Below are 26754 nucleotides of genomic sequence, written 5' to 3'. Positions count from 1 at the left end.
TATTTATTTTTTAGAATGGCTGTGCTTAGACATAAAATCAGTCAATCTTTGCATAGCATCTTTTAAAGTTTCTAAATCTGTTGCATAGCTTAAGCGAATATTATCAGGAGCTCCAAAACCGGCTCCAGTCACCATGGCAACCCCAACCTCTTCTAAGATAGCATTTGTAAATTCGGTAACATCTGTATAACCTGTCATTTCCATTGCTTCTTTTACATTTGGAAATAGATAGAAAGCACCTTGTGGTTTGACAACCTTAAAGCCAGGAATGGCAGCTAATAATGGATAGATAATATTTAATCGTTCCTCAAAAGCTTTTCTCATTTCTCCAACCGGCGTTTGGTCCCCAGAAAAGGCCTCAATGGCAGCAAATTGTGCTGCAGTTGTCAGATTTGAAGTTGTTTGACCAAGAATTTTACCCATAGCAGCAATGATTTCTGGATCTCCAACAGCAAATCCGACACGCCAACCAGTCATGGCATATGATTTTGCAACCCCATTAACAGTTATGGTCTGACGACGAATAGCCTCAGATAAGGTTGAAATTGCTGTAAATTGATTACCATTATAGACAAGACGACCATAGATATCGTCAGCTAGGATAAGGATATCATTTTCCACTGCCCAATTTCCAATTGCTTCAAGCTCCTCTTTACTATAAATCATTCCCGTCGGATTAGAGGGAGAATTGATTAGGAGTACTTTTGTTTTCTTTGTTTTGACAGCTTCAAGTTGGTTAACAGTAACTTTGAAGTCATTTTCATCTAAGGCTTCCACAAAAATTGGTTGACCATTTACCATTTTTATCTGATCAGCATATGAAACCCAATATGGTGTCGGAATAATCACTTCATCACCAGGATTTAAAACAGCCATAAAGAAACTGTAAAGGATAAATTTAGCACCTGTACCAGCCACAATATTGTTGACCTTGACAGGGTATCCATAGAAATTTTCCATATAAATGGCAATAGCTTTTTTTAATTCAGGCATGCCACTAGCTGCTGTATAGAAACTAGCTTTCCCATTTTCAATGGATTCAATCGCTTTTGCTTGAATATTTTTAGGTGTTACAAAATCTGGTTCTCCAAGCGTCAAACTTAAGATGTCTTTACCTTGTGCTTTAAGCTCTTTTGCACGCGCACCTGCGGCCATTGTAACACTTTCTTCCATTTCTAAAACACGTTTAGATAACTTTGTCATTGTTTCTCCTTTATCACATGACAAGACTCTTAAAAATCAATGGTCAATCGTTATTTGGCTATTATCAGTCAAAATAAAATGATATTGTTTGGTTTTTCTAAAAAATAACATGTGATCTTTTCTATTATAGCAGAAAATGGGCCATTTCACCTAGGCACTTTTCAAATTTTTCATCAATAACAAGAAATTCTTGATCCAAACCTGCTAAAACTTCCGGACCATATGATTTAACAATAATTCGCTTATCCAAAATAAGCACACAGGATTTCTGATTATGTCGGCGCATTGTACGGCCAATTGCCTGTTTTAACTTGAGAATTGTCATCGGTAGGAAATAATCTCTAAAAGCATGTTTGCCTTTTGAACTAATATAATTACTCATTTTTTTGACAAATAAATCTTTAGGATTATCAAATGGCATCCGTGTAATAACTTCAATCATCCGGTCAGCATGGATAAAATCAACACCTTCCCAGAAAGCTCCCATGCCGAGTAAGATTGAGTGCTCCCCACGATCAAAACGACGTTTAATATTATAAGCTGAACCGTTTTTTTCCTGACTTAAATGAGGAACTTTCCATTGGTCTAACAGTTCAGAAACCATAAAGAGATGGTGTCGTGAATTAAAGAGGACCAAAATGGGATAATTCAAGGACCTTAAGTGATAGATGCGCTTAGCAATTTCTTGACTATAATCATGGTCTGAAAGCCCATCCAAAATTGGCATGTCCTGATCAATAATGACTAATTGGCTCTGCGATTTTTCCTTAACAATAATGTCATAAGAAAAAGAGTCAAATCCTAATAAGTCAGCCAGTGAAACTTGTGGACTAATCTGTAAAGTAGCTGAGATAAAATAGGTTTTAGTCGTTTCAGGAAGGAAATTTTTAAAATTAATAAACTGCTGATTGGTTGCATTAAGATAGGTTACCCGCTTGTCTTGATTGACCTTACTTGATAGCCAATAGTCCCCATCTTGATAGCGAAAAGCATCCGATAGTTCAATTAAGTCAGTATCACCAATTTCCTCGACCAAATCTTTCAAGGACTTAATTTGCTCCTTGGAAATTTCTATTTTTGGAGAATGGTAGAACTGACTGGTAAGTTGTGATAACTCAAAAGCAAGACTTTCGTAAAGACGTTTTTCCAGTAATGACCCAGTAAGATTGATTTTTTCCTGAATATCCAATAAAGTTTGGGTTAAATTAACTTGTTGTCTTGAAAGATGATCTAATTGTATCATCAAACCTTGCGCTTCATCAAAAACTAAGATTTTGCCTTTGGCAAAGTTCTTATCATCCTCTACACGATGTAAAAAATAGGCATGATTTGTGATCAGCAAATCGGCTTTTTTTGCCTTTTCATATGATTTTTGCCAATAATCGTAATCATAAAATGGGGATGATTGAGTCAACTGACCATCATGTTTGATAGCTTCAAAGTAAGCTTCATAGCGTTGTTTCTGCTTGATTTCATCCAAATCACCTGTTTTTGTTTCTAATAGCCAAACTATTAATTGCATCTTATAGCGATTTATCAAACGGTTATCATGAATTTCTTCTAAACTGGCTTTAAAAGTATCAAGTTTAATGTAATTACCTGGTCCTTTTAAACTGTGTGCTTTGATGTGGTATTGATCTATCAAAGATTGCAATTCCTTTGCCATCATCTGATCTTGCAGGATTTTAGTTGGGACACTTACCAAAACCTGATTACCATCTGCTTTAGCTAAGAGTGGTAACAAATAGCCATAGGTTTTGCCTATACCTGCTTGAGCTTGAATAAAACTAGCTTGAGGCTGATTAAAGGCGTCTTCAACTAAACTAGCAAACTGGTTTTGTAAAGGTCTATTCTCAAGACCCAATAAAGCTGTATTAATTTCAAACGACTGTGATAATTTTAAAGCATCAAGCGAAGGTTGATCCTTCCGAATAACTAAGTCATCGATTAATTGAAATTCCATGGCATCTAAGGGCTTAGCATGTTTGAGTCCTTCTTCTATGAGCAAATCTGATTCAAAAATAAGACTATCCGAGTAGCGAAGGATATATGCTAAACTTTCTTTTGGAAGAGATTTTATTTTATCTTGTAGAACTAAGAGTAAATTGGCTGTAGCCATTGCATCTGCAATTGCAGTATGAGCATCCGATAACTCTAAATTCAATTCTGTTGAGAGATAAGTTAAATTATATTTTTCCAAGTGTGGGAAAAAGACTTGGGCTAATTCCACAGTATCAACCCTAGGTGTTCGTAATTCAAAGCCTTCAAAAAACAATGCTTCCGCAAGTAAATTAGCATCAAACTTAACATTATGAGCAACAAAAATACAATCTTTAATCAAATCAAAGATAGTTCCTGCTATTTGTGAGAACTCAGGCGCACTTGCTAATTGTTGATCAGATATACCAGTCAATAATTTTATATGGTCAGATAAATCTTCATGCGGATTTACATCCGTTTGATAAGTGTTAGTAATCTTTCCACCTTCAACAATAACAATACCCACTTGAATAATTTTTGCTGCAGTTCCGGCACTCGTAGCTTCCAAATCAATCACAGCATATTTGGGATTTTTTTCTTTTGTCATAATACTAATATTATACCATGTTTTTATTAGCTCCATTAACATAGCGAGTTAAAGTTTTGAGATAAGAACTTCTAATGAGTGATTATCAAAGTATGCAACATTTTCTTATTAAAAATCTAAAAATTGATATCTTTTTCTTAGGTATTTTACCTTAAATTTGATACACTAAAAATATGAAGATAACAACGATAACAAACGAAATTGCAAGTGAAAACACTTATATCCTTGAGAATAAAAATTCTTTAATAATCATTGATCCAGGTAGTAATGGGCAAGATATTTTAAGTTCTATTGCCAGAATTGATAAACCTATAGCTGCAATATTGCTGACGCATACTCACTATGATCATATAATAAGTTTAGATTTAGTTCGAGCACACTATGACTGGCCATCAGTTTATGTATCACCTAAAGAAGCTTCTTGGTTATTCACACCGAAGGACAATCTCTCTGGTTTAATTCGTCATGCAGATATTCCAGATGTGATTACAAAACCTGCTGAAGAGTTATTCATTAGTGGTAAAAACTATCATGTCGATGACTTCAATTTCACTGTGCTAGAAACACCTGGCCATTCTATTGGAGGCGTGTCTTTTGTTTTTGATGAGGAAGAAATTGTCATCACTGGGGATGCTTTATTCTTTGAAAGTGTCGGACGGTCCGATTTACCAACAGGCGACTTCGACCAATTATCAAAATCTATTAAAGAAAAATTATTCACCTTACCAAACCACTATCAGGTCTTTCCAGGTCATGGTAAACCGACAACAATTGGCCATGAAAAAAATTTCAATCCATTCTTAAAGTAAAAACACTTCAGATTATTATCCGAAGTGTTTTTTTATTTATTAAAATTTAAGATACCGTCTCATAGATAAGACTGAACCAAGTGACCCAATAATAATCCCAATGACAAACAATGCACCAATCAAAATGTAGAGGTAATAATTAATTGGATACATTGATAATCCATTTAATTGTAGCTCAGGGGTAAATTGGCGATAGGCAAATACATATAAGAAGTAAATGATAACTGATGGAAGAATAGCTCCTAAAAATCCTACCCAAGCACCTTCAAAGAAGAATGGTCCGCGGATATAAGAATTTTTTGCTCCAACCAGACGCATAATTTCAATGTCTCGTTGACGACTCATAATAGTCATGCGGATTGTGTTAGAAATAAGGAAAATAGCAATTATGATCAATAAGCCAGTTCCCACAAGTCCCCATGTTTTGATAAAGTCTGAGAACTTAAATAGTTTTTCTGAGTTAACACCACCGTAGTCAACAGATTCAACACCAGTGATCGTTTTGATTTGCTCACTAGCTGACTTAACTTGTGTTGACTTTTTAGTCTCCACAATATAGATGTCTTGTAAGGGATTTGTATCTTTATCATACATTTTCCAAACATCACCCATAGTGTCTTGTAATTTTTTCAACTGTTCATCTTTACTTGAGAAAGTAACTTTATTAACACCAGGCACTTGCACAATTTGATCATATATTTCATGGTATTTGTCATTCTTGACTTGTTTACCAGCTGTATTTTGAATTATTTTAGCTGTATCAGTTGAATCAACATCTAAATAAGTATTAATTCGAATATTATTTTGAACACCAGATGCAACTCGCTGAATATTTAATAAAGTTGCAGCAAAGATACCAACTAAAGTTAAAGTAATTGCTACTGAACTAACTGCAGCAATGGTCATCCAAATATTACGTTTGAGATTCTTTATTGATTCCCAAATATGACGGAAAAAGTATCTAATCATCGTAACCGTATTCTCCTTCCTCATCATCGCGGACGATACGTCCATCTTCAATCGCAATTACGCGGTGACGAAGCGTGTTTACGATATGACTATTATGCGTTGCCATTAAAATTGTTGTCCCTTGAAGGTTAATTCTTTCAAGCAATTGCATGATTTCCCATGAAATTTCTGGGTCTAAGTTACCCGTTGGTTCATCAGCAATCAATAGTTTAGGATTATTGACAATTGCTCGCGCGATAGCAACACGTTGTTGCTCCCCACCAGATAATTGATTTGGGAAAGAACGCATCTTATGTTTCAAACCAACAAGTTCCAAAACCTCCGGAACTCGTTTTTTGATATTGCGACGTTTTTCACCAATAACTTCCATAGCATAAGCTATATTTTCAAAAACTGTTTTCCTTTCTAACAGTTTGTAGTCCTGGAAGACAACCCCAATATTACGACGAAGAATTGGAATATCTTTTTTCCGAAGTTTTGTTAAGTCAAATTCTCCAACATAAAGAGAGCCAGTTGACACTTTTTCTTCACGGTATAATAATTTGATGAAACTAGATTTACCTGCACCAGAAGGTCCAACCAAATAAACAAACTCACCTTGATCTACAGAAACTGTAAGATCACGCAAGGCTGTTGTTGATTTGCGATATTTCTTAGAAACATCCTTCATTTCAATTAAAGCCATTATTTTCTTCTTTCTATTTTTTTAGTATCTTAGTCATCATTCATACGCCACTTAAGGTAAGCATCAATGAAGCCATCAATGAAGCCATCCATTACTTTATCAACTTGAGCAACTTCAAAGCTAGTTCGATGATCTTTAACCATTGTATATGGCGTAAAGACATAAGAACGAATTTGGCTTCCCCAGGTAATCTCTTTTTTATCACCTTTCAAAGCATTAACTTCCTCAGCTTTTTTCTCTTGTTCTAATTGATATAGTTTGGCCTGCAACATCTTCATTGCTCGGTCTCTGTTTCCGTATTGCGTTCGGTCAACAGTTGAAGCAACCACAATTCCTGTTGGGATATGTGTCAAACGAACCCCAGTCGATACTTTGTTGACGTTCTGTCCACCGGCGCCACCCGAACGGAAGGTATCCATTTTAATATCATCATCACGGATATCCACTTCAATCGTGTCATCCAATTCAGGCATAACTTCAACGGAAGTAAATGAGGTGTGACGGCGCTTAGCTGAGTCAAAAGGTGAAATTCGAACTAAACGGTGAACACCCATTTCTGACTTGAGAAAGCCATAAGCATTTGGACCTTCAAAAGACAAAGTAACAGACTTGATACCTGCCTCATCACCAGCTTGGTAATCCAAAGTTTCCACTTTGAAGCCTTTAGCATTACCAAAACGGGTATACATTCGAAAGAGCATATCAGCCCAATCTTGAGCTTCCGTTCCACCTGACCCTGGATGAATTTCAAGAATGGCATTATTATGATCATAAGGCTCTGATAAGAGTAAGGTCATTTCATAACTTGATAAAATCTGATCAAGTTTTTCTAAACTTGCTTCTAATTCCTCTTGAAGTGAATCATCTTCATCTAACATTTCTAAATATAGTTCAGTCTCTTCAGACAAGTTCTGCATATCATGGTATGTATCAAACTTAACTTTTAACTCATTCAATTCTTGAGATGTCTTTTGAGCAGCAATATTATCATTCCAAAAATCAGGCTCAGACATTTGATTTTCTAAGAGCGCAATGTCTTCTTCCAGACGATCTAAGTCAAAGAGACCTCCTGAAGCTAGTCAACTTCTCTTTATTTTCTTCTATTTTTTGGCGTATTTCTGCCACTTCCATACGTTTACCTTCTTCTCTTTTTATCTTCCCTATTTTAACACACTGCCTTTAGAATTGCCATTTTGCACGAACTAATTCAAATTCTTTTTTAACCTGCTCATCCGTAATAGCAATAGTTGCCATAAAATCAATCATTACTGAATCAGGCTTCTTAACTATTTCACCCAGCGCCCAAATTGCCGTTGCCGTATGAATCGGATTATTATTCTTATCAATGATTTCCATTAATTTGACAATGGCTGTGCGGTCATGTCCATTAGCTAATGCGATAATGGCATTGCGTTGGAGAATGTTTTTACCACGCCAAGAGGCAGCTATCTGACCAAACTTTTCTTTGAAACCTTTGTTTGACAACTCCAAGAATGGAATTAGTTCTGGCAGTGCTAAATCCGGGTCAATATCACTTGCTAAGGGATTGGAAATCCCCTTATTATAAGGGCAAGAAATCTGACAAATATCACAACCATAAATGACTGTTTTAATTTTTTTACGAAACTCGAGGTCCATCATCCCTTTATCTTGCGTTTGAAAGGATAAACACCGTTTGGCATCCATGGTGCCGTCACCGATTAGACAAGAAGTCGGACAGGCATCTAAGCACCTTGTACAATCACCGCAGCCATAATCAACTTCTTGATCAGGTTCAATCTCTAAATTAGTGATTAATTCACCAAGATACATGTAAGAACCAAATTCTTTAGAAATAACTAAACCGTTTTTTCCAATAAAGCCAATTCCTGCTCTTTTAGCTACTGCCGTATCGACCAGTGCCCCAGTGTCAACCATACCTTTATACTCAAAATCTGCTGTCAAGGCTTCAATACCCTGAGCTAATTTTTCTAATTTATCAGCAAGGACATGATGGTAATCTATACCCCAAGAATTAGGCGTAATTTTACCTCTTTTATATTCTGTTTTCTGCGGAGCTATTGGTAATTTGTGGGGATAGGCAACTGCAATCGAAATAATCGTTTTTGCGGATTCCAAGGATAATTTTGGACGGATTCTTTCCTCGATATTTTTATGTTCAAAACCTGAGTTTCGTCCCTCTTCAATACTCAAGCGCAGCGATTTTTCCAAATAAGCAAAATCATCTGCACTTGTAAAACCAATTTTTGAAATCCCAATTTCTTGGGCTAATTGTTGAATTGCCACCTTAATTTCCATACTACTATCATAATCGAATTTTATAAAGAGTTCAAGACGAAGTGATTACGAATTATGACTTTTATTAAAAAGTTATAACAATAAAAAGGAAGTGGAGGTTAGTCACCCGTCTTCCTCTTTCTTTAGTATAAATCAAAGTGATGGAAAAGATAATCGAGCTCCGAAATTTCTTTCAAAATTGCTTTCCCGTTGTCTGTTTCTTTGACCAAGGTCCGTTGCGAAACTTCCTCAACCAGTCGCTTGATGAAAATGATATCACATTTACCCTCTAAGACATCTTCTACTGAAGAAAATGGTTTATGGGCGACTAATTCCAAGCCGTATGAATTAGAAATCAAGGTGTAGCCAGCAATTCCAGTTTTTTTCTGATAGCCTTTAGCCAGACCACCATCAATAATGATAATCCTACCATTTGCCTTAATTGGAATTTCACCAACTTTTTCTTTAACTGGCGTATGGCCATTAACAATATGAGCTGTTTCATCAAGACCAAATTCATTCAAGAGCCTCAAACAGATATCTTCTCTCTCTCGCAATTGATAATAAGCATTTTTTATTTCAACATGTGTTTCTTTGTCAGCTATATAATACCGTTCAAAGGTCGTCATTCTGTCTTTTCCAAAGAGTGAAGAGACTTCTCCACACCATAAGTACCAAAATAGATCTGTTTCAAAATCATCATGTTTACCTTTATTTTTATAGGATTTTATGACTTGTTTTTGGAAAAAGTTCATTAAATCTTTTCCACAGTAAACTTGATTCCCAAAACGCATGGACTTGAAATCACCATTTGAATGCATGGGCATACCGCCATGAAAAAGGAGATTATTATTGGTAACTTTATAAATGGAGCCATTTTCCATTAAGAAGTCGATTTGCTGATTTAAACGGTTTGAAGTCTGGAAACGATGCATTAATCCTGAAAGAATTCGTTCTTCTTCATCAGTTAATTGTTCAGGGCTTTCCCAATCTATCATCTGGTATGGGAATGACTGTAAGGGATAAGTTTTCCCTTTGATTTCAATTGTTTTTTCCTCACGATTAATCTTTGTAAAGAGGTTTGAGGCTTGCATATCAAAATCAGGGCGTCGTGCGATTAATTGGTGTTCTAGTTTAAATTGTAAGTTTGCAGTTGCTTGTTGTAATTTATTCAACATGACTTTATCCGACTCAGAAATATCGTCACCATCTAAAATCGGGTTAAAGACTTCCTCAGGTTCAAAATTCTTTTGCGAATACTCGATTAAGCTCCGCAAATTTATGCCATATCGATCTTCAATCAAAGCTATACTATTATATCTGGCAGCAATTCGGATTACATTAATCATACAAATTGTTGAGCCTGAAACTGCTCCAATCCATGTTATATCATGGTTTCCCCATTGGATATCAATTTTATTAAACTTTTGCAGACGGTCAATAATTAAATCTGGATATTTTCCACGGTCAAAAATATCACCTACAACATGTAAATGATCAATTGACAAATCTTGGATTAATGTTGCAAAAGCAATAAACAAGTCATCCAATTGATCTAATTCAATAACCTTTGAAATGATTGCATTATAGTAGGAAATTTTATTTTCATCTGGTTGTTCAACGATTAATAATTCTTCCATAATATAGGCATAATCAGCTGCCATCATTTTACGGACCTTAGATCGGGTATATTTTCCACCAATATATTTGACCAGTTGTAATAAATCTGGAAGAAAAAGGGTTAGTTCTTCTATGAGTCCATTTGAACTTAATACTTCTTGTCTAACTTCAATTTTTTCTTTTGGATAATAAATGTACTGGCAAAGAAATTCAATTTCCTCGTCTGTTCTATCAGTAAAACACTCAGCAACTTTCTTTTTTATAGACCCAGACCCATTTCTAAGCAGATAATCAAAAGCTTCATACTCACCATGCAAATCACTTAAAAAATGCTCTGTTCCTTTAGGAAGGTGACAAATAGCATCAAGGTTTATCATTTCTGTAACCAGTGATGACTTGCTTGGGAATTTTTCTTTCAACAATTGATAATAGTTAGACATTTTAAGTTATTTTTTCCTTTCGTTAGAAGTACTATTTTTGAAGTTAAAAAAGACTCCTAAAATCATTGTAAAACTTCTCAAAAAAAATGCCAACCAAAAAGTGTAAAGGCTTACAAAAAAATACTTCAATTAAGAAGTATTTTTATTATTTATCAGTTATTAATGAAATCAACTCTGAAATATTATCGATTATGTGATCCGCTTGATCCTGATCAATCCCATAGCGATAATCTTTAATGCCATATACCTGATACCCTGCGGCTTTTGCAGCAGAAATCCCCTTTTGACTATCCTCAATAACCCAGACTTCATACTTTGGTAAACCTAATAAGTGACCAACTTTCAGATAAATATCAGGGGCAGGTTTAGGATTGTCAACATCTTTAGCAGTTAAGACATAGTCAAAATAGTCTTTCAATTGGCAGGACGCGATAGCTCGCTGAACATCACTTGGACTAGAATTAGAAGCCAAAGCTAGTTTAATATTTTTCTCTGTCAATTGTTGCAATGTCTCTTTTATTTTTGGAAATAGAAGTTCAGTATAGGGAACTGGGTTATTTTTCTTAAATTCTTCATAATCATCACTTATTGCTTGAACTTGCGCTGCTTGAAAATGCTCACCCAAGAGTTGATGCCATACTTGTTGTAAATTGCCACCAATAAAATCTTTAGGTGACATATGACTAATGGAAATACCCTGACTGTCCAAGAATCGTTTGCGTCTTTCAAAATAATAAGGCTCCGTGTCGAATAATACACCATCCATATCAAATATAATTGCTTTGACCATAGCACAACCTCTCTTTTTAGTTATTTTATCATAAATAGCTATATTATGTGAATTTTGATAAAATGAAGTCATGAAGAAATTAGCTATTATGAGTGACTTACACATTGATATCAATCAATTTAGTCAAGAAGATATCGACTGTTTAAACCAAGTCCTACACGATCAAAATATTGACCATCTCCATTTAGCGGGAGATATTTCGAATCATTATGAACGACAAACTTTGCCTTTTTTTCAAGAAATTGATTCGCGTGTAACTATTAGTCACAATCTTGGCAATCATGACCTCTTAGATATAAATGAGGATAGAATTGAAGAGCTCGATTTTCAAGTAATTCCCTTATCCGGACAAGTTACACTCGTAGCTTTTCATGGTTGGTATGATTATTCATACTTCCCAGAAAGATCAATTGCAGAAAATATTACTTTTAAAAATACCTTTTGGTTTGATCGTCGTTTGAAACGACCTCTGTCAGATATTGATTTGACCCAAAGCTCTTGTCAAAATCTTGAAGAGACACTTGCTTCCTTATCAGGTGATATTATTATTAGTATGCATTTTGTCCCACATAGTGATTTTATTTTACAACATCCCAAACTCCTACCCTTCAATGCATTCTTAGGGAGTCAAAAATTTCACGACATCTTTCAAAAATACCAGGTTAAAACGGTCTATTTTGGTCACAATCACCATCGCATGGTTCCACAGCAAATTGATGATGTGACTTACCACTCTCGGCCGCTCGGCTATCAAAAGGAATGGAAGATCAGTAATGATTTTTTAGTTAAGCACCCTGACTTAATTCCTGAAGATTTTTCGAATTTAAATAAACGCTTCGCTGCTATTCGACGTCTACCTGAATTTGAGAATTTCCGCAAACAAGAATTAGCAAAGGAATTCCAGTCAGCTATGTCCATTTTTGAGATTGAGGATGAAAAAGATAATGATTATTAAACGGGAAACCCATTTTGCTAAAATTGGCACAAAAATTACAATTTACATTGGCAATACTTACACTGCAAAGCTTAAAAATAATCAAGAAATTAAGTGCAAAATTGATAAACAAGAAAAGCTGAAAGTGAAAGCTAGTCTGCAGAAAGCAAAAGTTGTCGACAATCAGGATCTAGTTATCATTCAAGACAATCCTCTTAACCTTCTTCTCTTCTGGCTTGGGGTAGCTACTATCTTAATAAGCCATTTATTTCTGTCATATAATTCATCGGTTCTATACTACATCAGTCTAGTTTCCATTTTGCTAATATTTGTTAGTTATTTATTACCTCAAGTAAAATTAACCATCAAAAAAACCAGTAGATGATCTAAAAAGAACCTCCTTATATAAACAGTATACATTGCTTTTTTATACTATCCATTATAAGAGGTTCTTTTCAATCTATTGGTTTTTGTTTTGCCAAGTTTGTCTTAGAGCCACTGCTAGCTCAGGAAAATCCGTCATAAATCCAGCCAGTTCGTACTTATAGGCCAGGTTCATTTGTTTTTCTTTATTTAAAGTCCAAGGTCGAACCGATTTGGAAAAACTTTTTGCAACTGTTAAATCATTTAAAAACCATAACTTATTTGGATGAATTGCACCCACAAATGGTGTTTTTCGCCCTAACCAAATGTGAAATGGGTTTTGTTTCATCAAAAAGGCTAATTCTATTCCAGGATCTTCCTGGGCCATTATTTCTAAGCTTTTGAAATTAAAACTACAGTATAGATAGTCAAATGGCCATTTTTGAGAGTGCATCACTTGAGCCACATCGTGTTCAATCCCCGGATAGTGGTATTTATCTGTTTTTATTTCAATATTTAGTGTTCCGCGGAAATCTTGTTCGACTAAAAAATGCAGGACCTCTTTTAAGGTTGAAATTCTTTCACGAAAATACTCTGAAGCAAACCAAGAACCAGCATCCAGTTCTTTTAATTGTGCCAATGTTAAATTTCTAACTAAACCAATTCCATTAGTTGTTCTGTCAACAGTTTCATCATGTATGACAACTAAATGATTATCCAGACTACGGTGGACATCTAACTCAATCCCGTCTGCCCCTACTCTTAATGCTTCATAAAAAGAAGCAAGTGTATTTTCAGGTCTATTTGATTTACTCCCACGATGGGCAAAAATTACTGTCATGATGACTCCTAATGTATATTCTAGTTTTAGTTTACCATATGATACCTTATTTAGTATTGCAAAAGCTCGCAAATACTGAATAAGGTGATTTGATAAATAATAGGTTCTTTATATGTCAATTGCAATTCAGGTAAATTTTCAACAGGTACAATATTTTTATAATCAAATACATCTACGAATGATTTATCAAACTGCTCATTACTTCTTATTGTTTTGTGGCTACTTATTCCTAGGTACAAATTTATATTAAAAGAAAAAACAGATTTTTAAAAAATCTGTTTTTTTATATATTAAATTGCTTTTTCGTCTTGTCCCATAGCGCGTTGAACAGCTTTTACAATTTCAACAAGAACAACCATTAATAATGAACCTGTAATGACAACTAACCATTGAGTCATACTAAGGTGTGAAACATGGAAAAATTTATTAAAACCAGGTACAACAACTGTCACCATTAGCATAATGAAGGCAGCTGGAATAGAGTAATTAAATAATTTATTCCTAAATAATCCAACTTTGAACATTGATTGGTAAACAGACTTAACATTATAAGCGTGTACCAATTGGATTAGTCCAAGAGTAACGTAAGCCATTGTTAGGGCATCAGCATGAATTTCTTTATTTGTAGCATGCTCTGGGAAGAACAAGGCAAATGCATAAACTCCTAAAACAAGCATTGTCTGGAAAGCACCTTGGTAAAGGATAGCTTCCTTAACACCACCGTCGAAGAAACTTGATTTACGTCCACGAGGTTTGTGTTTCATAACACCTGGTTCTGCTGGTTCAACACCTAAGGCAATGGCAGGTAATGTATCTGTAACTAAGTTAATCCAAAGTAAATGTACTGGTTGTAATACATCCCAACCAAATAATGTTGCCAAGAAGATTGTAAATACTTCGGCCATATTTGCTGAGAGCAAGTACTGAATTGTTTTTTGAATGTTTGAGAAGACTTTTCTTCCTTCTTCAACAGCAACAATAATTGTAGCAAAGTTATCATCAGCAAGGACCATGTCAGAAGCTCCTTTAGAAACTTCTGTACCAGTAATACCCATACCAATACCAATATCAGCTGTTTTAAGTGAAGGTGCATCATTAACCCCATCACCAGTCATGGCAACAACTTTACCTTCGTTTTGCCAAGCTTTTACAATACGTACTTTATGTTCCGGTGAAACACGCGCATAAACAGAATATTGCTTAAAGACTTTTTGGAATTCTTCATCAGAAATTTCATTCAGTTCAGCTCCAGTAAAGACGTGATCTTCATTGTCTGTTTCATTTATTATTCCTAGACGTTTAGCAATTGCTTCTGCAGTGTCTTGGTGGTCACCAGTAATCATAATTGGACGAATACCCGCATCTTTAGCAACCTTAACAGCTTCTGCAGCTTCTGGACGTTCAGGGTCAATCATCCCTACAAGTCCTGAGAAGACTAACTCAGATTCAACGACAGCTGATTCTAATGTTGGTACAGCTTCAGTGTACTTGTAAGCCATCATCAAGACACGAAGAGCTTGTTTAGCTAGGCTCTTGTTTGTATCAAGGATAGTTTGTTTATCTTGATCAGTAATTGGGCGAACTTGACCATTTTCCTCAATTTGAGTAACACGTTTTAATAATTGATCAGGTGCACCTTTAACTGCTACGAAATATTTGCCATCAGCTTCTTTATGAATTGTTGACATTAATTTTCTATCTGAATCAAATGGTAACTCAGCAACACGTGGTTCATTCATCATATAGTCACGAACATCAAAACTATGATCTAATCCATATTGTACTAAAGCTGTTTCTGTTGGGTCACCAATTAATTTACCAGTTTGGTCAATCTTTGTGTCATTTGCATAATTCATAACACGAAGAGTATTATTTTCAGCAGGAATTTCTTGAGCTGAATGTTGTAAACTACCATTTGTATAAATTTGCTCAACAGTCATTTGGTTCATTGTCAATGTACCAGTTTTATCTGAAGCAATGATTTCGGTTGAACCTAATGTTTCAACTGCTGGTAATTTACGAATAATGGCATTACGTTTGGCTAATACTTGTGTACCAAGGGAAAGTACAACAGTAACAATTGCAGGTAATCCTTCTGGAATAGCTGCAACCGCAAGTGCGACTGAGGTCATTAAACCTTCAAGCATTCCTTCACCACGCATGAATACACCAACGGCAAATGTCACTGCCGCAATAACCAAGATAGCATATGTCAAGATTTTAGATAAACTATCTAAGTTTTGTTTTAATGGTGTATCTGTTTCATCAGCATTTGCAAGCATACCTGCAATATGACCAACTTCAGTAAACATACCAGTGTTTGTAACAACACCTGTCCCACGACCATAAGTCACGTTTGAGTTTTGGTAACCCATATTGACGCGGTCACCAATACCCGCGTCAGCTACTACAGTAGCATTCAAATCTTTTTCTACGGGTACAGATTCACCAGTTAGGGCTGCTTCTTCAATCTTAAGCGAATTAGCTTCTAAGAATCTCATATCCGCAGGGACAACGTCACCAGCTTCTAAGAGAACAATATCACCGGGCACCAATTCTTTAGAATCAACTTCTACGACATGCCCATTACGACGAACACGAGCGATTGGGCTTGACATTGATTTCAGGGCTTCAATAGCGGCTTCAGCTTGACCTTCTTGGTAGACACCAAATGCGGCATTTAGGATAACAACAGCTAAAATGATAATAGCATCTGTTAAACCTTCTGCACCTTCAGTTACTACTGAAAGTATTGCGGCAACGATTAAAATAATAATCATTAAATCCTTGAATTGATCAATGAATTTCATAAATAGACTTCGTTTTTCACCCTCGTCTAATTCATTACGACCATATTCTACTAAACGTGTTTCCACTTGCTCTGTACTTAAACCTTCTCTGCTGGATTCTAGCAAGTTTAAGACAGATTCCTCTGACTCTACGTAAAAGGCTTGTTTCTTTTGTTCCTTCGACAAATTAGTCTCCTCCTTGGTCTCTCAAAAGTATCTAAAAAGACCTGTTTATTTCTTAAACAAGTCTCGCTGTTTCAGACTGTGCCGGAAATCGAAATTCCGTACTGACGACACAAGCCACGGTAAACCGTCTGCTACTCCCTTGAATTACGTCTATTATATTAAAAATCTTTGAAAAAAACAAGTGAAAACCCTGTAATTTTCAAAAATGCAGGGCTAATCGTCTGATGATTTTAAATAAAGGGACGACTGTAGTTTTCATCGAATTGGTCTAATTCTATATAAATATAGGCTTTTTTATCAGTTAATCCTTGCCGAATAGTTGCCTCAATTTGATTAATAAGGTGTGATGACTTAGTAATGTGATTTTCAGTCAATTCAATCTTGGCTGTAATCAAAATATCAATAGCACTTAAATGTATAGTCTTTATATCAATTACTCGCTGGACATCCGGATATTCAAAGGCAGACTCAATTATTTTCAAATCGGTATCTGTTACACTTTCACCAATTAATAAACCATAAAACTCTTTAGCTAGCAATACAGCTACTAGACAAAGCATAATTCCAATAAGTAATCCCGAGAAGGTATCATAGAAGCTATTATGAGTTACCATTGATAAAATTGTTCCTATAAAAGCCATTGCAAGTCCGACAACTGCACAAAAATCTTCCGCAAAAACAATTATTATTTCACTCTGACGACTTTCCCGAAGAAATTTTAGTATTGGTAAATTATCATTATTTAATTCTTTGATTTCTTTAAAAGCAACTCTCAAGCTACTTCCTTCAACAATAACCCCAAAAACAAGGACTATTAAAACTAAATAAGGATTTTCAATGGAGTGATTGCCTTCAGCAATTTTTTTTATAGCTTCCATAATACCAAGAGCTCCCCCACCAAAAAAGAGCATCATTGCCACAACTGTACTATAAAAATATTTGGCTCTTGTTTCCCCAAAAGGGTGGGTTGAAGAGGCTAAATTTTTTGACTTTTTATCACCAATTAAAAGTAGAACCTGATTTCCACAGTCAACTAAACTATGAATCGATTCATTCATCATCGCTGTTGAACCCGAAAAAAGAAAAGCAACAAACTTTGAAATTGCAACTACTAGATTAGCTAATAATGCAGCAGTAACACTGCCCATGCCATTATTTTTCTTTTTTTTTTAAGTCCATTCTATTTCTAAATGGTAATCCGCAAATTCTAATTGACTACTTTCTTGCAGAAGTTTATAAGATATATGTACTTTTTGTTGTAAGCTATCTAGAGTAAAGGAACTTGTATCAGTCAGAAATTGTTGAATCCCTACAGGCGTTGGCACAGCAATTAATGCTTGTTTACCATTTTTAAATTTCATGATCGATTGTGGTTTTGAAAAGCGACTAATCGTCATCTCCTCTGAATTAAATTTAATCACAACTTTCTCATCCTCAGCATTCTGATAGATAAGATAATTATGATTCCCTTTTTCTAAAAATTGGCATGGATACTCTTCTCTTATTTTCTCAACTTGATTATCGTATCTGATTGTGTTTTTTATTATGATTGTCATTCTTATCTTTCTACTCTTAAAACAATTTTTAATCAGTCTATTTTACCAATTTCTGTGTATTTTAGCAATTTTTGTTATAATAAACTTATGAACGAAAAAGTATTCAGAGATCCTGTCCATAACTATATTCACATCAATCAAAGAGTCATCTATGATCTCGTCAATTCTAGAGAATTTCAAAGACTCCGTCGTATAAAACAAGTTCCGACTACGGCCTTTACCTTCCACGGTGCAGAACATAGTCGTTTTTCACATTGCCTTGGTGTTTATGAAATTGCTCGACGCGTTACAGAAATCTTTGATGAGCGATATAGCGACGTTTGGAAATCCGAAGAATCGCTATTGACGATGACAGCTGCGCTACTCCATGATATTGGTCATGGTGCTTATTCTCACACCTTCGAGAAATTATTTGATACTGATCATGAGGCAATCACACAAGAAATAATTTGTAATCCAGATACAGAAATTAATCAGATATTAATCCGGGTTTCTCCGGAGTTTCCTGAAAAAGTAGCAAGTGTCATTAATCATACTTACCCAAATAAACAGGTCGTTCAATTAATTTCAAGTCAAATCGACTGTGATCGGATGGATTATCTCCTGAGGGACTCGTATTTCTCTGCAGCAAACTACGGCCAATTTGATTTAATGCGCATTTTACGAGTGATTAGACCAGTTTCAGATGGTATCGTCTTTGAAAAAAATGGTATGCATGCCGTGGAAGACTATATTGTTAGTCGTTTCCAAATGTATATGCAAGTCTATTTCCACCCTGCAAGTCGAGGTGTTGAACTCAACTTACAAAATTTATTAAAAAGAGCTAAAAAATTATTTTTGACTGATCAAGTCTATTTTGAAAAGACCGCTCCTGGTTTAATTCCTTTTTTAAGCGGTGATTTCATCCTAAGTGACTATTTGAAACTTGATGATGGTGTCATGAATACTTATTTCCAAAACTGGATGGCAAGTACTGATGATATTTTAGCCGATTTAGCTAGTCGCTTTATAAATCGTAAAATATTTAAATCAGTAACATTTGATAAAGACTCAGAAAAAGACTTAAAAAAACTAACTGAATTAGTCGAAGCTGTTGGCTTTGACCCTGAATATTACACTGGTGTTCATGTCAATTTTGATCTTCCATATGATATCTATCGACCAAGAACAAAAAATCCAAGAACTCAAATCGAGATGATACATAAGGATGGCACTCGTTCGGAATTATCACAGCTTTCACCTATTGTAAAGACTTTAACTGGTACCATTTACGGTGATCGCCGCTTCTATTTCCCAAAAGAAATGTTATTTACTGATGATTTATTTGCACCGATTAAACAAGAATTCAAATCATACATGGCAAATGAGCATTTCCAATTTCCAAATTAAAGGACAAGTCTGTCCTTTTTTATGTTGACAAAAATCTTTAATTTAAAACGTTTTCTTTGTCAATTTAACCTTGCAATTCGATGACAAATTCATTCATTTTTAGTATGATAGAAGGTAGATGTTTTTTTAACAATATAATTATTTAACAATTACAAGGAGAATTCCATGTCTGTAAAACTAGTTGCTGTTGATATCGATGGCACACTCATTACTGATGATCGCAAAATAACAAGTGAAGTCTATCAAGCTGTACAGGATGCTAAGAAAGAAGGTGTCCACGTCGTTATTGCGACTGGCAGACCAATTGCTGGGGTAACCCAACTATTGGAAGAATTAAATTTGAATCATCAAGGTGATTATGTAATTACTTTTAATGGTGGATTAGTTCAAGATGCTGCTACTGGTGCAGAAATCGTAAAAGAAACTATGTCTTACGAAGATTATTTGGATATTGAATTCCTAAGTAGAAAACTTGGGGTTCATATGCATGCTATCACAAAAGAGGGGATATACACTGCAAACAGAAACATTGGAAAATATACTGTTCACGAAGCAACCCTTGTTAACATGCCAATATTCTACAGAACTCCTGAAGAAATGCAAAATCGAGAAATTGTCAAAATGATGATGATTGATGAACCAGAAATCTTAGATGAGGCAATAAAAAATATTCCTGATAGTTTTTATGAGAAATATAATATCGTCAAATCAACTCCCTTTTATTTAGAATTTATGACAAAGTCTGTTAGTAAGGGAAATGCTATTATTCATCTAGCTAATAAACTAGGACTGGATATGAGCCAAACAATGGCTATTGGTGATGCCGAAAATGACCGTGCTATGTTGGAAGTTGTTGCAAATCCTGTTGTCATGGAAAATGGTGTCCCAGAATTGAAGAAAATAGCCAAACATATTACCAAATCAAATAATGAAAGCGGCGTAGCACATGCTATACGCGAGTGGGTTTTAAATTAATGTATACTTATAAAATTGGGATTTCTGAAAAAGAACATGATGAATTTTTGCTAAACAACAAACAATGTAATCTCTTACAAAGTTCTAATTGGGCTGGCATCAAATCAAATTGGTCGACAGAAAGAATCGGTTTTTATGAAGATGACCAATTAGTTGCTACTGCCTCACTCTTAATCAAGAACTTGCCGATGAATTTCACTTTAATTTATATTCCCCGTGGTCCAATCATGGATTACACTGATTATGAATTAGTCGATTTTGTCATCTCCTCATTAAAAGAATTCGGAAAAAGTAAACGAGCTATTTTTGTTAAATTTGACCCTTCGCTTTTCCTCACTCGTTACCTGGTTACAACAGACCCTGAAACTAATGAAGAAGAGGATGAAGTAACAATTACCCTCATTAAGTTTTTAACAAGATTAGGCGTCGAGTGGACAGGCCGTACCAGAGATATCGGTCAAACTATCCAACCTCGTATTCAAGCCAACATTCATGCCAAAAATGCAGATTTTCAATTACTTCCAAAGAAAACAAAACAGGCCATTCGTACTGCTCAAAATAAAGGGATTGATTTAACCATTGGTGGCCCAGAACTTTTGGAAGACTTTGCTACTTTAATGAAGAAAACCGAAGACCGCAAAGGAATTAATCTAAGAGGAATTGATTACTACCGCAAACTAATGGACACATACCCAGATGACTCTTATATCACAATGACTAGCTTAGATTTAGTGAAACGTCAGCGAGAATTAACAAATCAACTGGAACAAGCTAAGTTAGCAAAAAGTAAATTTACTGATAAAACAAAACCAGGAAAGATAAAAGAAACTGAAAATGCTATTGACCGTTTTACTGGTGAGATTAATTTCTTAAATGAGCATATTCAAACTGGTGTCACTACGGCTCCTTTAGCAGGTACCTTGACAATTGTTTACGGAAAGACTTCAGAAAATTTATATGCTGGTATGGATGAGACATTCAGAAATTATCAAGCTGCACTTTTAACTTGGTATGAAACTGGCCAGGAAGCATTTAAACGCGGCTGTGCTTGGCACAATCTGGGTGGTGTCGAAAACAACTTGGATGGTGGTTTATATCAATTTAAGTCAAAATTAAATCCGACCTTAGAAGAATTTGCTGGCGAATTTAATATTCCAGTCAGTCCACTCCATGGTCCAGCAATGTTAGCTTATAACCTACGAAAACAAATAAGGAGCAAACACTAATGGCATTAATTACTTTAACTGAAGAAATTTTCGAAAAATTCGCTGATTCAGTTGATCGTCGATTTTTTGAACAATCTATTAGTATGAAATCTCTACTTGAAAAACGAGGTCATCATACTGATCTGCTTGGTTTAAATGACAGTTCTGGAAAATTACAAATAGCCGCACTTATTTATTCAATACCAATGTTTGGTGGCAACCATATGGAAGTTCATTATGGCCCAATTTTCGAAGATAAAAAATACTTACACGATTTTCTTGTTGAACTTCGTGCTTTTGCTAAACAAAAGAAGGTTATGGAACTTGAAATAAAACCATACGAGGTCTTCCAAAAATTTGATGATCATGGTAATGCTATCAGTGAAGAGAACTTTTCAATAACTGACATTTTTAAAAAAGCTGGTTTTAAACACGAAGGTTTAACAAAAGGTTATGAGTCAATTGACTGGCATTACATCAAGGATTTATCTCAACTTACTGAAAAAGATTTAATAAAGTCTTTTAGTAAAAAAGGTAAACCATTAGTTAAAAAAGCCAAAACATTTGGAATAAAAATCCGTCCTTTGAAACGTGATGAATTACATCTCTTTAAAGATATCACTTCTTCTACTTCAGATCGTCGTGATTATAATGACAAATCACTTGAATACTATGAATATTTATTTGATAGTTTTGGAGAACATGCAGAATTTTTAGTAGCAACTTTAAATTTTCAAGAATACCATACTAATTTAGAAAAAGATCAAGCAAAATTACGTGTAAAATTAGATAAATTAGAACATGATTTAGAAATCAATCCTAATTCCGAGAAAAAACAAAACCAACATAAAGAAATTTCAAGTCAATTTCAAACCTTTGAAGTCCGAAAAAAAGAAGCTAAGGACTTTATAGAAAAATACCAAAATCAAGATGTCATCCTAGCTGGGTCTGTGTTCATTTTTACCAAACAAGAGCTAGTCTATTTCTTTAGTGGTTCTTACACTGAATTCAATAAATTCTATGCCCCCACTGTCTTACAAGAATATGCTATGTTGGAAGCAATTGATCGAGGAATTCCACGATATAATTTACTTGGTGTTGAAGGAAACTTTGATGGTAGCGATGGTGTGCTTGGGTTTAAACAGAACTTCAATGGTTTTGTGGAACGGGCTCCCGGAAAATTTACTTACTACCCTAATCCAATAAAGCACAAATCAATTTCCTTTGTGAAAACTATTTTAGGAAGAAAATAAAAAAAGCTCCAGTCAGATGACTGAAGTTTTTTTATTATTTTACGAAATCAAGTAAGGCTAAGAAGCTTTCTGCTTCAAGCGATGCTCCACCTACTAAAGCGCCATCAACATCAGGACAAGCCATATATGATGCAACGTTTTCAGGTTTAACAGAACCACCATATTGAACACGAACTTTATCTGCTACTGCTTGACCAAAGTCAGCCGCAACGACATCACGCACTGCTTTACACATATTTTGAGCATCATCTTGAGTTGCAGATTTACCAGTTCCAATAGCCCAGATTGGTTCATAAGCAATAACAAGTGAAGAAACTTGGTCTTCAGATAAGCCAGCAAGTGCTTTAGAAACTTGAGCACCTACAAATTCAACTGCTTTACCTTCTTCATAAGTTTCGAGTGTTTCACCGCAACAAATGATCGGAGTCAAACCGTTAGCAAAAATTGCTTTTGCTTTTTTATTGATATCTTCGTCAGTTTCGTGGAAATATTCACGACGTTCTGAATGTCCAATAACAACATAATCAGTACCCATTTCAGCTAATACTTTAGGGCTATTTTCACCAGTGAAGGCACCAGTATTTTCAAAATAAGAATTTTGAGCTGCAATCTTAAGTTCTGAACCTTTAGCAGCTTCAAGAACTGTTGCTAAATCAAGTGCAGGAGCTGCAATCCCAGCTTCAACTAATTCTGATGAAGGCAATTTAGACGCTACTGCTTCAATAAAAGCTTTAGCTTCTTCAGGATTTTTGTTCATTTTCCAGTTACCAGCAATAAATGGTTTACGTGACATTTCACATACCTCTTCTTTTTTTATTTACAATTATATTTTATCACATTTCACTATCTAATAAAAGAATTTGAGTGGAATTTAGGAATATATTCACAAGTTTTTTTCAGAAATTTTCTGAAAACATATTATTAACAAAAAAGAGCCTCCTAAGAGACTCTTTACAATTAAATTGTTGTCTGACAAATAATTGTTAATCTGGGAACTTAATTTTAATTAAGCTTCGATTTCTGAAACGATACCTGAACCAACAGTACGTCCACCCTCACGAATTGAGAATGTAGTACCTTGTTCTACGGCGATTGGGTGAATCAATTCAACTTGAATTGCCACGTTATCACCAGGCATAACCATTTCTGTACCTGCTGGAAGTTCGATAGAACCTGTTACGTCAGTAGTACGGAAGTAGAATTGTGGACGGTAGTTGTTGAAGAATGGAGTATGACGTCCACCTTCTTCTTTAGAAAGGATATATACTTCACCTTTAAATTTAGTATGTGGGTTGATTGAACCTGGTTTAGCAATAACTTGACCACGTTCGATTTCGTCACGTTGAACACCACGAAGAAGGATACCTACGTTGTCTCCTGCAAGACCTTCGTCAAGTTGTTTACGGAACATTTCAACACCAGTAACAACAGCTTTTTTAGTATCTTCTTTAAGACCAACGATTTCGATTTCATCGTTGACACGAACTGTACCACGGTCGATACGTCCTGAAGCTACTGTACCACGACCAGTGATTGAGAAAACATCTTCGACTGGAAGAAGTAATGGTTTGTCAGTGTCGCGTTCTGGTTCTGGAATATATTCATCAACAGTTTTCATCAATTCCATGATGATATCTTCATGTGCTGTATCGCCTTCAAGAGCTTTAAGAGCTGAACCTTGGATAACTGGTAGGTCATCACCTGGGAAGTCGTATTCTGTAAGAAGATCACGAATTTCCATTTCAACTAATTCAAGCAATTCTTCATCATCAACTAAGTCAACTTTGTTCATGAAGACGATAAGGTGTTTAACACCAACCTGACGTGAAAGAAGGATGTGCTCACGAGTTTGTGGCATTGGTCCGTCAGTTGAAGCAACTACAAGGATAGCTCCGTCCATTTGGGCAGCACCAGTGATCATGTTTTTAACATAGTCCGCGTGTCCTGGGGCATCGATATGCGCATAGTGACGTGATTCAGTTTCATACTCAACGTGTGCAGTGTTGATTGTGATTCCGCGTTCGCGTTCTTCTGGAGCAGCATCGATAGAAGCATAGTCTTTAGGTTGGTTAACTGAGCTTGGTAAGCGACGTGCAAGTACTGTTGTAATTGCAGCAGTTAAAGTAGTTTTACCATGGTCAACGTGTCCGATTGTACCAATGTTAACGTGGGGTTTACTACGATCGTATTTTTCTTTTGCCATTTTGGGAAAAGCCTCCAATAAAATATATTTTATAGATAGACGGTAGGCAATACAGTCTAACTTTACCTTACTATTGTAGCAAATTCTAAGGAAAAAGCAAGTATTTTATGTTTATAGCCTTTTCTTTATTTAGTTTGATGATGATAAGGTTGAATTTTATCTGACACACCAATATTTAAAGTGAATTACTCAAAGTTTTCTACAACTTTAATTTAGTTGTAATATCAAAACTAGCTGCAAAAAAATCCCCCCCTAAGGAAGATTTTATTTAAATTGATTTAAGTTAATCACATTTGTGTCAGCCTGTTCTTTGCGAATGGTTCTTCTGTATGATAGCTCCGCTTCTTTCATAATCTCATCTCGCTTCTCACTGGCATCAATATTTAGTACAAAGCCAATGGCTACCGAGAGGACTAACAAACTATTCCCTCCCTGAGAGAGAAATGGGAATGTAACCCCTGTAGAAGGAATTAGTCCTGAAATACCACCGATGTTAACAAAAACTTGCATCAAAATCATTCCACCAACACCCAAAGCCATCATTGAGTTAAAAGGATTTTTTGCCTTAATACCAACATTTAAAATTCTTAATATTAAGAAAAAGACAAGTGCAAGAATTAAGGTAGCACCTATTAAGCCTAGTTCCTCAATAACGATTGAGAAAACAAAGTCAGTTTGAGCTTCTGGTAGATAGCCACGTTTTTCAATTGAATTACCAAGACCAACGCCAAACCATCCACCATTACTCATGGCATAATAAGAATGAGCAAGTTGGTGTCCTGAACCCGTCAAATCATGGAAGGGGTTAAAGAAGGCACTGAAACGCTTAGCAACATAACCAAATACTGGAATCTTGGCAACTCTTTCAACACCAATCACTGAAATACTACCTAAGAAGATAGCTGAAGTTATTGTAATCAGCGTTAACAAAGCTGAGAACCACTTATAACCAATACCACTCACTGAAATCATCATAATTGTTGTCAAAACAATAATCGCAGCATTTCCTAAGTCGGGCTGAGCAGCTACCAATAGTATTAGCACCATCGAATAGACACGCCAATCCTTTAAGTCACTAAATTGGTTTGGCCACCATCGATTTCTCGTTAATGCCTGATAGTCATAAGTGGCTATTTCTTTTTGTCTTCTAGAAAATGTTGAGGCTAAATACCAAACGATAATAATTTTTAAATATTCCGCTGGCTGAAAACTAATTGGTCCTAAGACAATCCAACCATGGGCTCCATTTACCTCTTTAGTAAAGAAACGAGCCACAATTAATAAGAATACTTCAATCATCATAACTAAAGTTAGTACTTTAGAATTATTCAAAAAGTTTAGTTTGAGTTTATATATAAAGGATATCGCCGTTAATGACAAAAGCCAAAAAGCTCCTTGGTTTAAAACTGAGCGAAATGGGCTCAAATTATATTGAATTAAAGTCGCACTCGTAGTCGAGTATACCATAATCAGTCCTAGAACTGAAAGGATTAAGTAAGGCAGTAAAATTGAGTAATTTAACAGATGCCTTTTATCAATTTTCATAGTTTCCCCTGTTTATATCAGATAATCTTTAAGCATTATATCATCTTTCCCAAGCAAAAAAAAGAGAAAAAGAACTAGTTAGCAGACAGTTTTGAAATGTCGATACAATAACTAGTTCTCCTAAAAATACTTAAA

General features: G+C 35.3%; 22 protein-coding genes. 7 read left to right on the top strand and 15 right to left on the bottom strand.

The features are described from left to right. Positions 1-3: 3 nt before the first annotated feature. Positions 4-1203 (bottom strand): pyridoxal phosphate-dependent aminotransferase, encoded by a 1200-nt coding sequence (locus tag SPB_RS00845; RefSeq protein WP_003102759.1) that lies wholly within the window; start codon positions 1201-1203, stop codon positions 4-6. 124 nt (positions 1204-1327) lie between these two features. Next, positions 1328-3790, bottom strand: coding sequence for a bifunctional DnaQ family exonuclease/ATP-dependent helicase (locus SPB_RS00840; RefSeq protein WP_037621076.1), 2463 nt, complete (start codon positions 3788-3790; stop codon positions 1328-1330). 173 nt (positions 3791-3963) lie between these two features. Here SPB_RS00840 and SPB_RS00835 point away from each other — a divergent pair, with 173 nt between their 5' ends. Beyond that, positions 3964-4599 carry an MBL fold metallo-hydrolase gene (locus tag SPB_RS00835; protein WP_003104512.1) on the top strand — a complete coding sequence of 212 codons (636 nt, stop codon included), beginning with the start codon at positions 3964-3966 and terminating at the stop codon, positions 4597-4599. Between the two features lie 39 nt (positions 4600-4638). Here the strand turns inward: SPB_RS00835 and ftsX are convergent, their stop codons facing one another. The 6 genes from ftsX to SPB_RS00805 form a co-directional block, all read right to left on the bottom strand. Further along, positions 4639-5568, bottom strand: coding sequence for a permease-like cell division protein FtsX (ftsX, locus tag SPB_RS00830; RefSeq protein ID WP_003104828.1), 930 nt, complete (start codon positions 5566-5568; stop codon positions 4639-4641). Then, on the bottom strand, positions 5561-6253 hold the full coding sequence (ftsE, locus tag SPB_RS00825) for a cell division ATP-binding protein FtsE (protein WP_003105787.1): 693 nt from the start codon (positions 6251-6253) through the stop codon (positions 5561-5563). Before ftsE ends, ftsX begins: the two co-directional genes overlap by 8 nt. Positions 6254-6282: 29 nt before the next feature. Continuing rightward, positions 6283-7384 (bottom strand): peptide chain release factor 2 gene (prfB, locus tag SPB_RS00820; RefSeq protein ID WP_139058228.1). Its coding sequence is split into 2 segments (ribosomal slippage): positions 6283-7311 and positions 7313-7384, totalling 1101 coding nucleotides; the frame shifts between segments, so codons are not numbered across the junction. Between the two features lie 48 nt (positions 7385-7432). Then, entirely contained in the window at positions 7433-8551 is a 1119-nt protein-coding gene (gene queG / locus SPB_RS00815; RefSeq protein WP_003104278.1) for a tRNA epoxyqueuosine(34) reductase QueG, read from the bottom strand. Between the two features lie 122 nt (positions 8552-8673). Beyond that, positions 8674-10590 (bottom strand): fructose-bisphosphatase class III, encoded by a 1917-nt coding sequence (locus SPB_RS00810; protein ID WP_003105441.1) that lies wholly within the window; start codon positions 10588-10590, stop codon positions 8674-8676. Between the two features lie 145 nt (positions 10591-10735). Then, the gene (locus SPB_RS00805) at positions 10736-11380 is read right to left on the bottom strand and encodes an HAD family hydrolase (RefSeq protein ID WP_003102596.1); all 645 of its coding nucleotides are present in this window, start codon (positions 11378-11380) and stop codon (positions 10736-10738) included. 70 nt (positions 11381-11450) lie between these two features. Here SPB_RS00805 and SPB_RS00800 point away from each other — a divergent pair, with 70 nt between their 5' ends. Both SPB_RS00800 and SPB_RS00795 read left to right on the top strand, forming a co-directional pair. Further along, positions 11451-12335: a metallophosphoesterase gene (locus SPB_RS00800; RefSeq protein WP_003103829.1), complete on the top strand. Its 885-nt coding sequence runs from the start codon at positions 11451-11453 to the stop codon at positions 12333-12335. Next, a complete protein-coding gene (locus SPB_RS00795; protein WP_003104910.1) occupies positions 12325-12699 on the top strand; it encodes a hypothetical protein in 375 nt (124 codons plus the stop codon). The genes SPB_RS00800 and SPB_RS00795 overlap by 11 nt, the downstream gene beginning before the upstream one ends. 75 nt (positions 12700-12774) lie before the next feature. Here SPB_RS00795 and SPB_RS00790 read toward each other — a convergent pair whose 3' ends face one another. From SPB_RS00790 to SPB_RS00775, 4 genes are all read right to left on the bottom strand, one after another. Next, on the bottom strand, positions 12775-13518 hold the full coding sequence (locus tag SPB_RS00790) for a glycerophosphodiester phosphodiesterase (protein WP_003105867.1): 744 nt from the start codon (positions 13516-13518) through the stop codon (positions 12775-12777). A gap of 290 nt (positions 13519-13808) precedes the next feature. Continuing rightward, complete coding sequence (locus SPB_RS00785) at positions 13809-16493, bottom strand: cation-translocating P-type ATPase (RefSeq protein WP_003103161.1); 2685 nt, start codon at positions 16491-16493, stop codon at positions 13809-13811. A gap of 230 nt (positions 16494-16723) precedes the next feature. Further along, positions 16724-17641: a cation diffusion facilitator family transporter gene (locus tag SPB_RS00780; RefSeq protein ID WP_003103359.1), complete on the bottom strand. Its 918-nt coding sequence runs from the start codon at positions 17639-17641 to the stop codon at positions 16724-16726. Positions 17642-17662: 21 nt separating this feature from the next. Next, positions 17663-18049: a YwiB family protein gene (locus tag SPB_RS00775; protein ID WP_003103787.1), complete on the bottom strand. Its 387-nt coding sequence runs from the start codon at positions 18047-18049 to the stop codon at positions 17663-17665. A gap of 87 nt (positions 18050-18136) precedes the next feature. Here SPB_RS00775 and SPB_RS00770 point away from each other — a divergent pair, with 87 nt between their 5' ends. The 4 genes from SPB_RS00770 to SPB_RS00755 all read left to right on the top strand — a co-directional run bounded on the left by SPB_RS00770 (position 18137) and on the right by SPB_RS00755 (position 22871). Further along, positions 18137-19438 (top strand): HD domain-containing protein, encoded by a 1302-nt coding sequence (locus SPB_RS00770; protein ID WP_013793757.1) that lies wholly within the window; start codon positions 18137-18139, stop codon positions 19436-19438. A gap of 165 nt (positions 19439-19603) precedes the next feature. Then, entirely contained in the window at positions 19604-20413 is an 810-nt protein-coding gene (yidA, locus tag SPB_RS00765; RefSeq protein ID WP_003102714.1) for a sugar-phosphatase, read from the top strand. Then, entirely contained in the window at positions 20413-21639 is a 1227-nt protein-coding gene (locus SPB_RS00760; RefSeq protein WP_003103860.1) for an aminoacyltransferase, read from the top strand. The genes yidA and SPB_RS00760 overlap by 1 nt, the downstream gene beginning before the upstream one ends. Further along, positions 21639-22871: an aminoacyltransferase gene (locus SPB_RS00755; RefSeq protein ID WP_003104255.1), complete on the top strand. Its 1233-nt coding sequence runs from the start codon at positions 21639-21641 to the stop codon at positions 22869-22871. The genes SPB_RS00760 and SPB_RS00755 overlap by 1 nt, the downstream gene beginning before the upstream one ends. Positions 22872-22905: 34 nt before the next feature. Here the strand turns inward: SPB_RS00755 and tpiA are convergent, their stop codons facing one another. From tpiA to ftsW, 3 genes are all read right to left on the bottom strand, one after another. Further along, on the bottom strand, positions 22906-23664 hold the full coding sequence (gene tpiA, locus SPB_RS00750) for a triose-phosphate isomerase (RefSeq protein WP_003104880.1): 759 nt from the start codon (positions 23662-23664) through the stop codon (positions 22906-22908). A 213-nt stretch (positions 23665-23877) separates the two neighbouring features. Next, complete coding sequence (gene tuf, locus SPB_RS00745; protein ID WP_003102427.1) at positions 23878-25074, bottom strand: elongation factor Tu; 1197 nt, start codon at positions 25072-25074, stop codon at positions 23878-23880. A gap of 264 nt (positions 25075-25338) precedes the next feature. Next, positions 25339-26619, bottom strand: a complete 1281-nt coding sequence (ftsW, locus tag SPB_RS00740) for a cell division peptidoglycan polymerase FtsW (RefSeq protein ID WP_003105476.1) — start codon at positions 26617-26619, stop codon at positions 25339-25341. Positions 26620-26754: the final 135 nt, after the last annotated feature.

The organism is Streptococcus parauberis NCFD 2020 (assembly GCF_000187935.1).
GTDB classification, from domain to species: Bacteria; Bacillota; Bacilli; order Lactobacillales; family Streptococcaceae; genus Streptococcus; species Streptococcus parauberis.
This window is presented reverse-complemented; position numbering and strand designations above follow the sequence as displayed.

Bases quoted from the DNA above. Each gene is read 5' to 3' on its own strand.
- SPB_RS00845 (WP_003102759.1), bottom strand. From the start codon at position 1,203: ATGACAAAGTTATCTAAACGTGTTTTAGAAATGGAAGAAAGTGTTACA.
- SPB_RS00840 (WP_037621076.1), bottom strand. From the start codon at position 3,790: ATGACAAAAGAAAAAAATCCCAAATATGCTGTGATTGATTTGGAAGCT.
- SPB_RS00835 (WP_003104512.1), top strand. From the start codon at position 3,964: ATGAAGATAACAACGATAACAAACGAAATTGCAAGTGAAAACACTTAT.
- ftsX (WP_003104828.1), bottom strand. From the start codon at position 5,568: ATGATTAGATACTTTTTCCGTCATATTTGGGAATCAATAAAGAATCTC.
- ftsE (WP_003105787.1), bottom strand. From the start codon at position 6,253: ATGGCTTTAATTGAAATGAAGGATGTTTCTAAGAAATATCGCAAATCA.
- queG (WP_003104278.1), bottom strand. From the start codon at position 8,551: ATGGAAATTAAGGTGGCAATTCAACAATTAGCCCAAGAAATTGGGATT.
- SPB_RS00810 (WP_003105441.1), bottom strand. From the start codon at position 10,590: ATGTCTAACTATTATCAATTGTTGAAAGAAAAATTCCCAAGCAAGTCA.
- SPB_RS00805 (WP_003102596.1), bottom strand. From the start codon at position 11,380: ATGGTCAAAGCAATTATATTTGATATGGATGGTGTATTATTCGACACG.
- SPB_RS00800 (WP_003103829.1), top strand. From the start codon at position 11,451: ATGAAGAAATTAGCTATTATGAGTGACTTACACATTGATATCAATCAA.
- SPB_RS00795 (WP_003104910.1), top strand. From the start codon at position 12,325: ATGATTATTAAACGGGAAACCCATTTTGCTAAAATTGGCACAAAAATT.
- SPB_RS00790 (WP_003105867.1), bottom strand. From the start codon at position 13,518: ATGACAGTAATTTTTGCCCATCGTGGGAGTAAATCAAATAGACCTGAA.
- SPB_RS00780 (WP_003103359.1), bottom strand. From the start codon at position 17,641: ATGGGCAGTGTTACTGCTGCATTATTAGCTAATCTAGTAGTTGCAATT.
- SPB_RS00775 (WP_003103787.1), bottom strand. From the start codon at position 18,049: ATGACAATCATAATAAAAAACACAATCAGATACGATAATCAAGTTGAG.
- SPB_RS00770 (WP_013793757.1), top strand. From the start codon at position 18,137: ATGAACGAAAAAGTATTCAGAGATCCTGTCCATAACTATATTCACATC.
- yidA (WP_003102714.1), top strand. From the start codon at position 19,604: ATGTCTGTAAAACTAGTTGCTGTTGATATCGATGGCACACTCATTACT.
- SPB_RS00760 (WP_003103860.1), top strand. From the start codon at position 20,413: ATGTATACTTATAAAATTGGGATTTCTGAAAAAGAACATGATGAATTT.
- SPB_RS00755 (WP_003104255.1), top strand. From the start codon at position 21,639: ATGGCATTAATTACTTTAACTGAAGAAATTTTCGAAAAATTCGCTGAT.
- tpiA (WP_003104880.1), bottom strand. From the start codon at position 23,664: ATGTCACGTAAACCATTTATTGCTGGTAACTGGAAAATGAACAAAAAT.
- tuf (WP_003102427.1), bottom strand. From the start codon at position 25,074: ATGGCAAAAGAAAAATACGATCGTAGTAAACCCCACGTTAACATTGGT.
- ftsW (WP_003105476.1), bottom strand. From the start codon at position 26,619: ATGAAAATTGATAAAAGGCATCTGTTAAATTACTCAATTTTACTGCCT.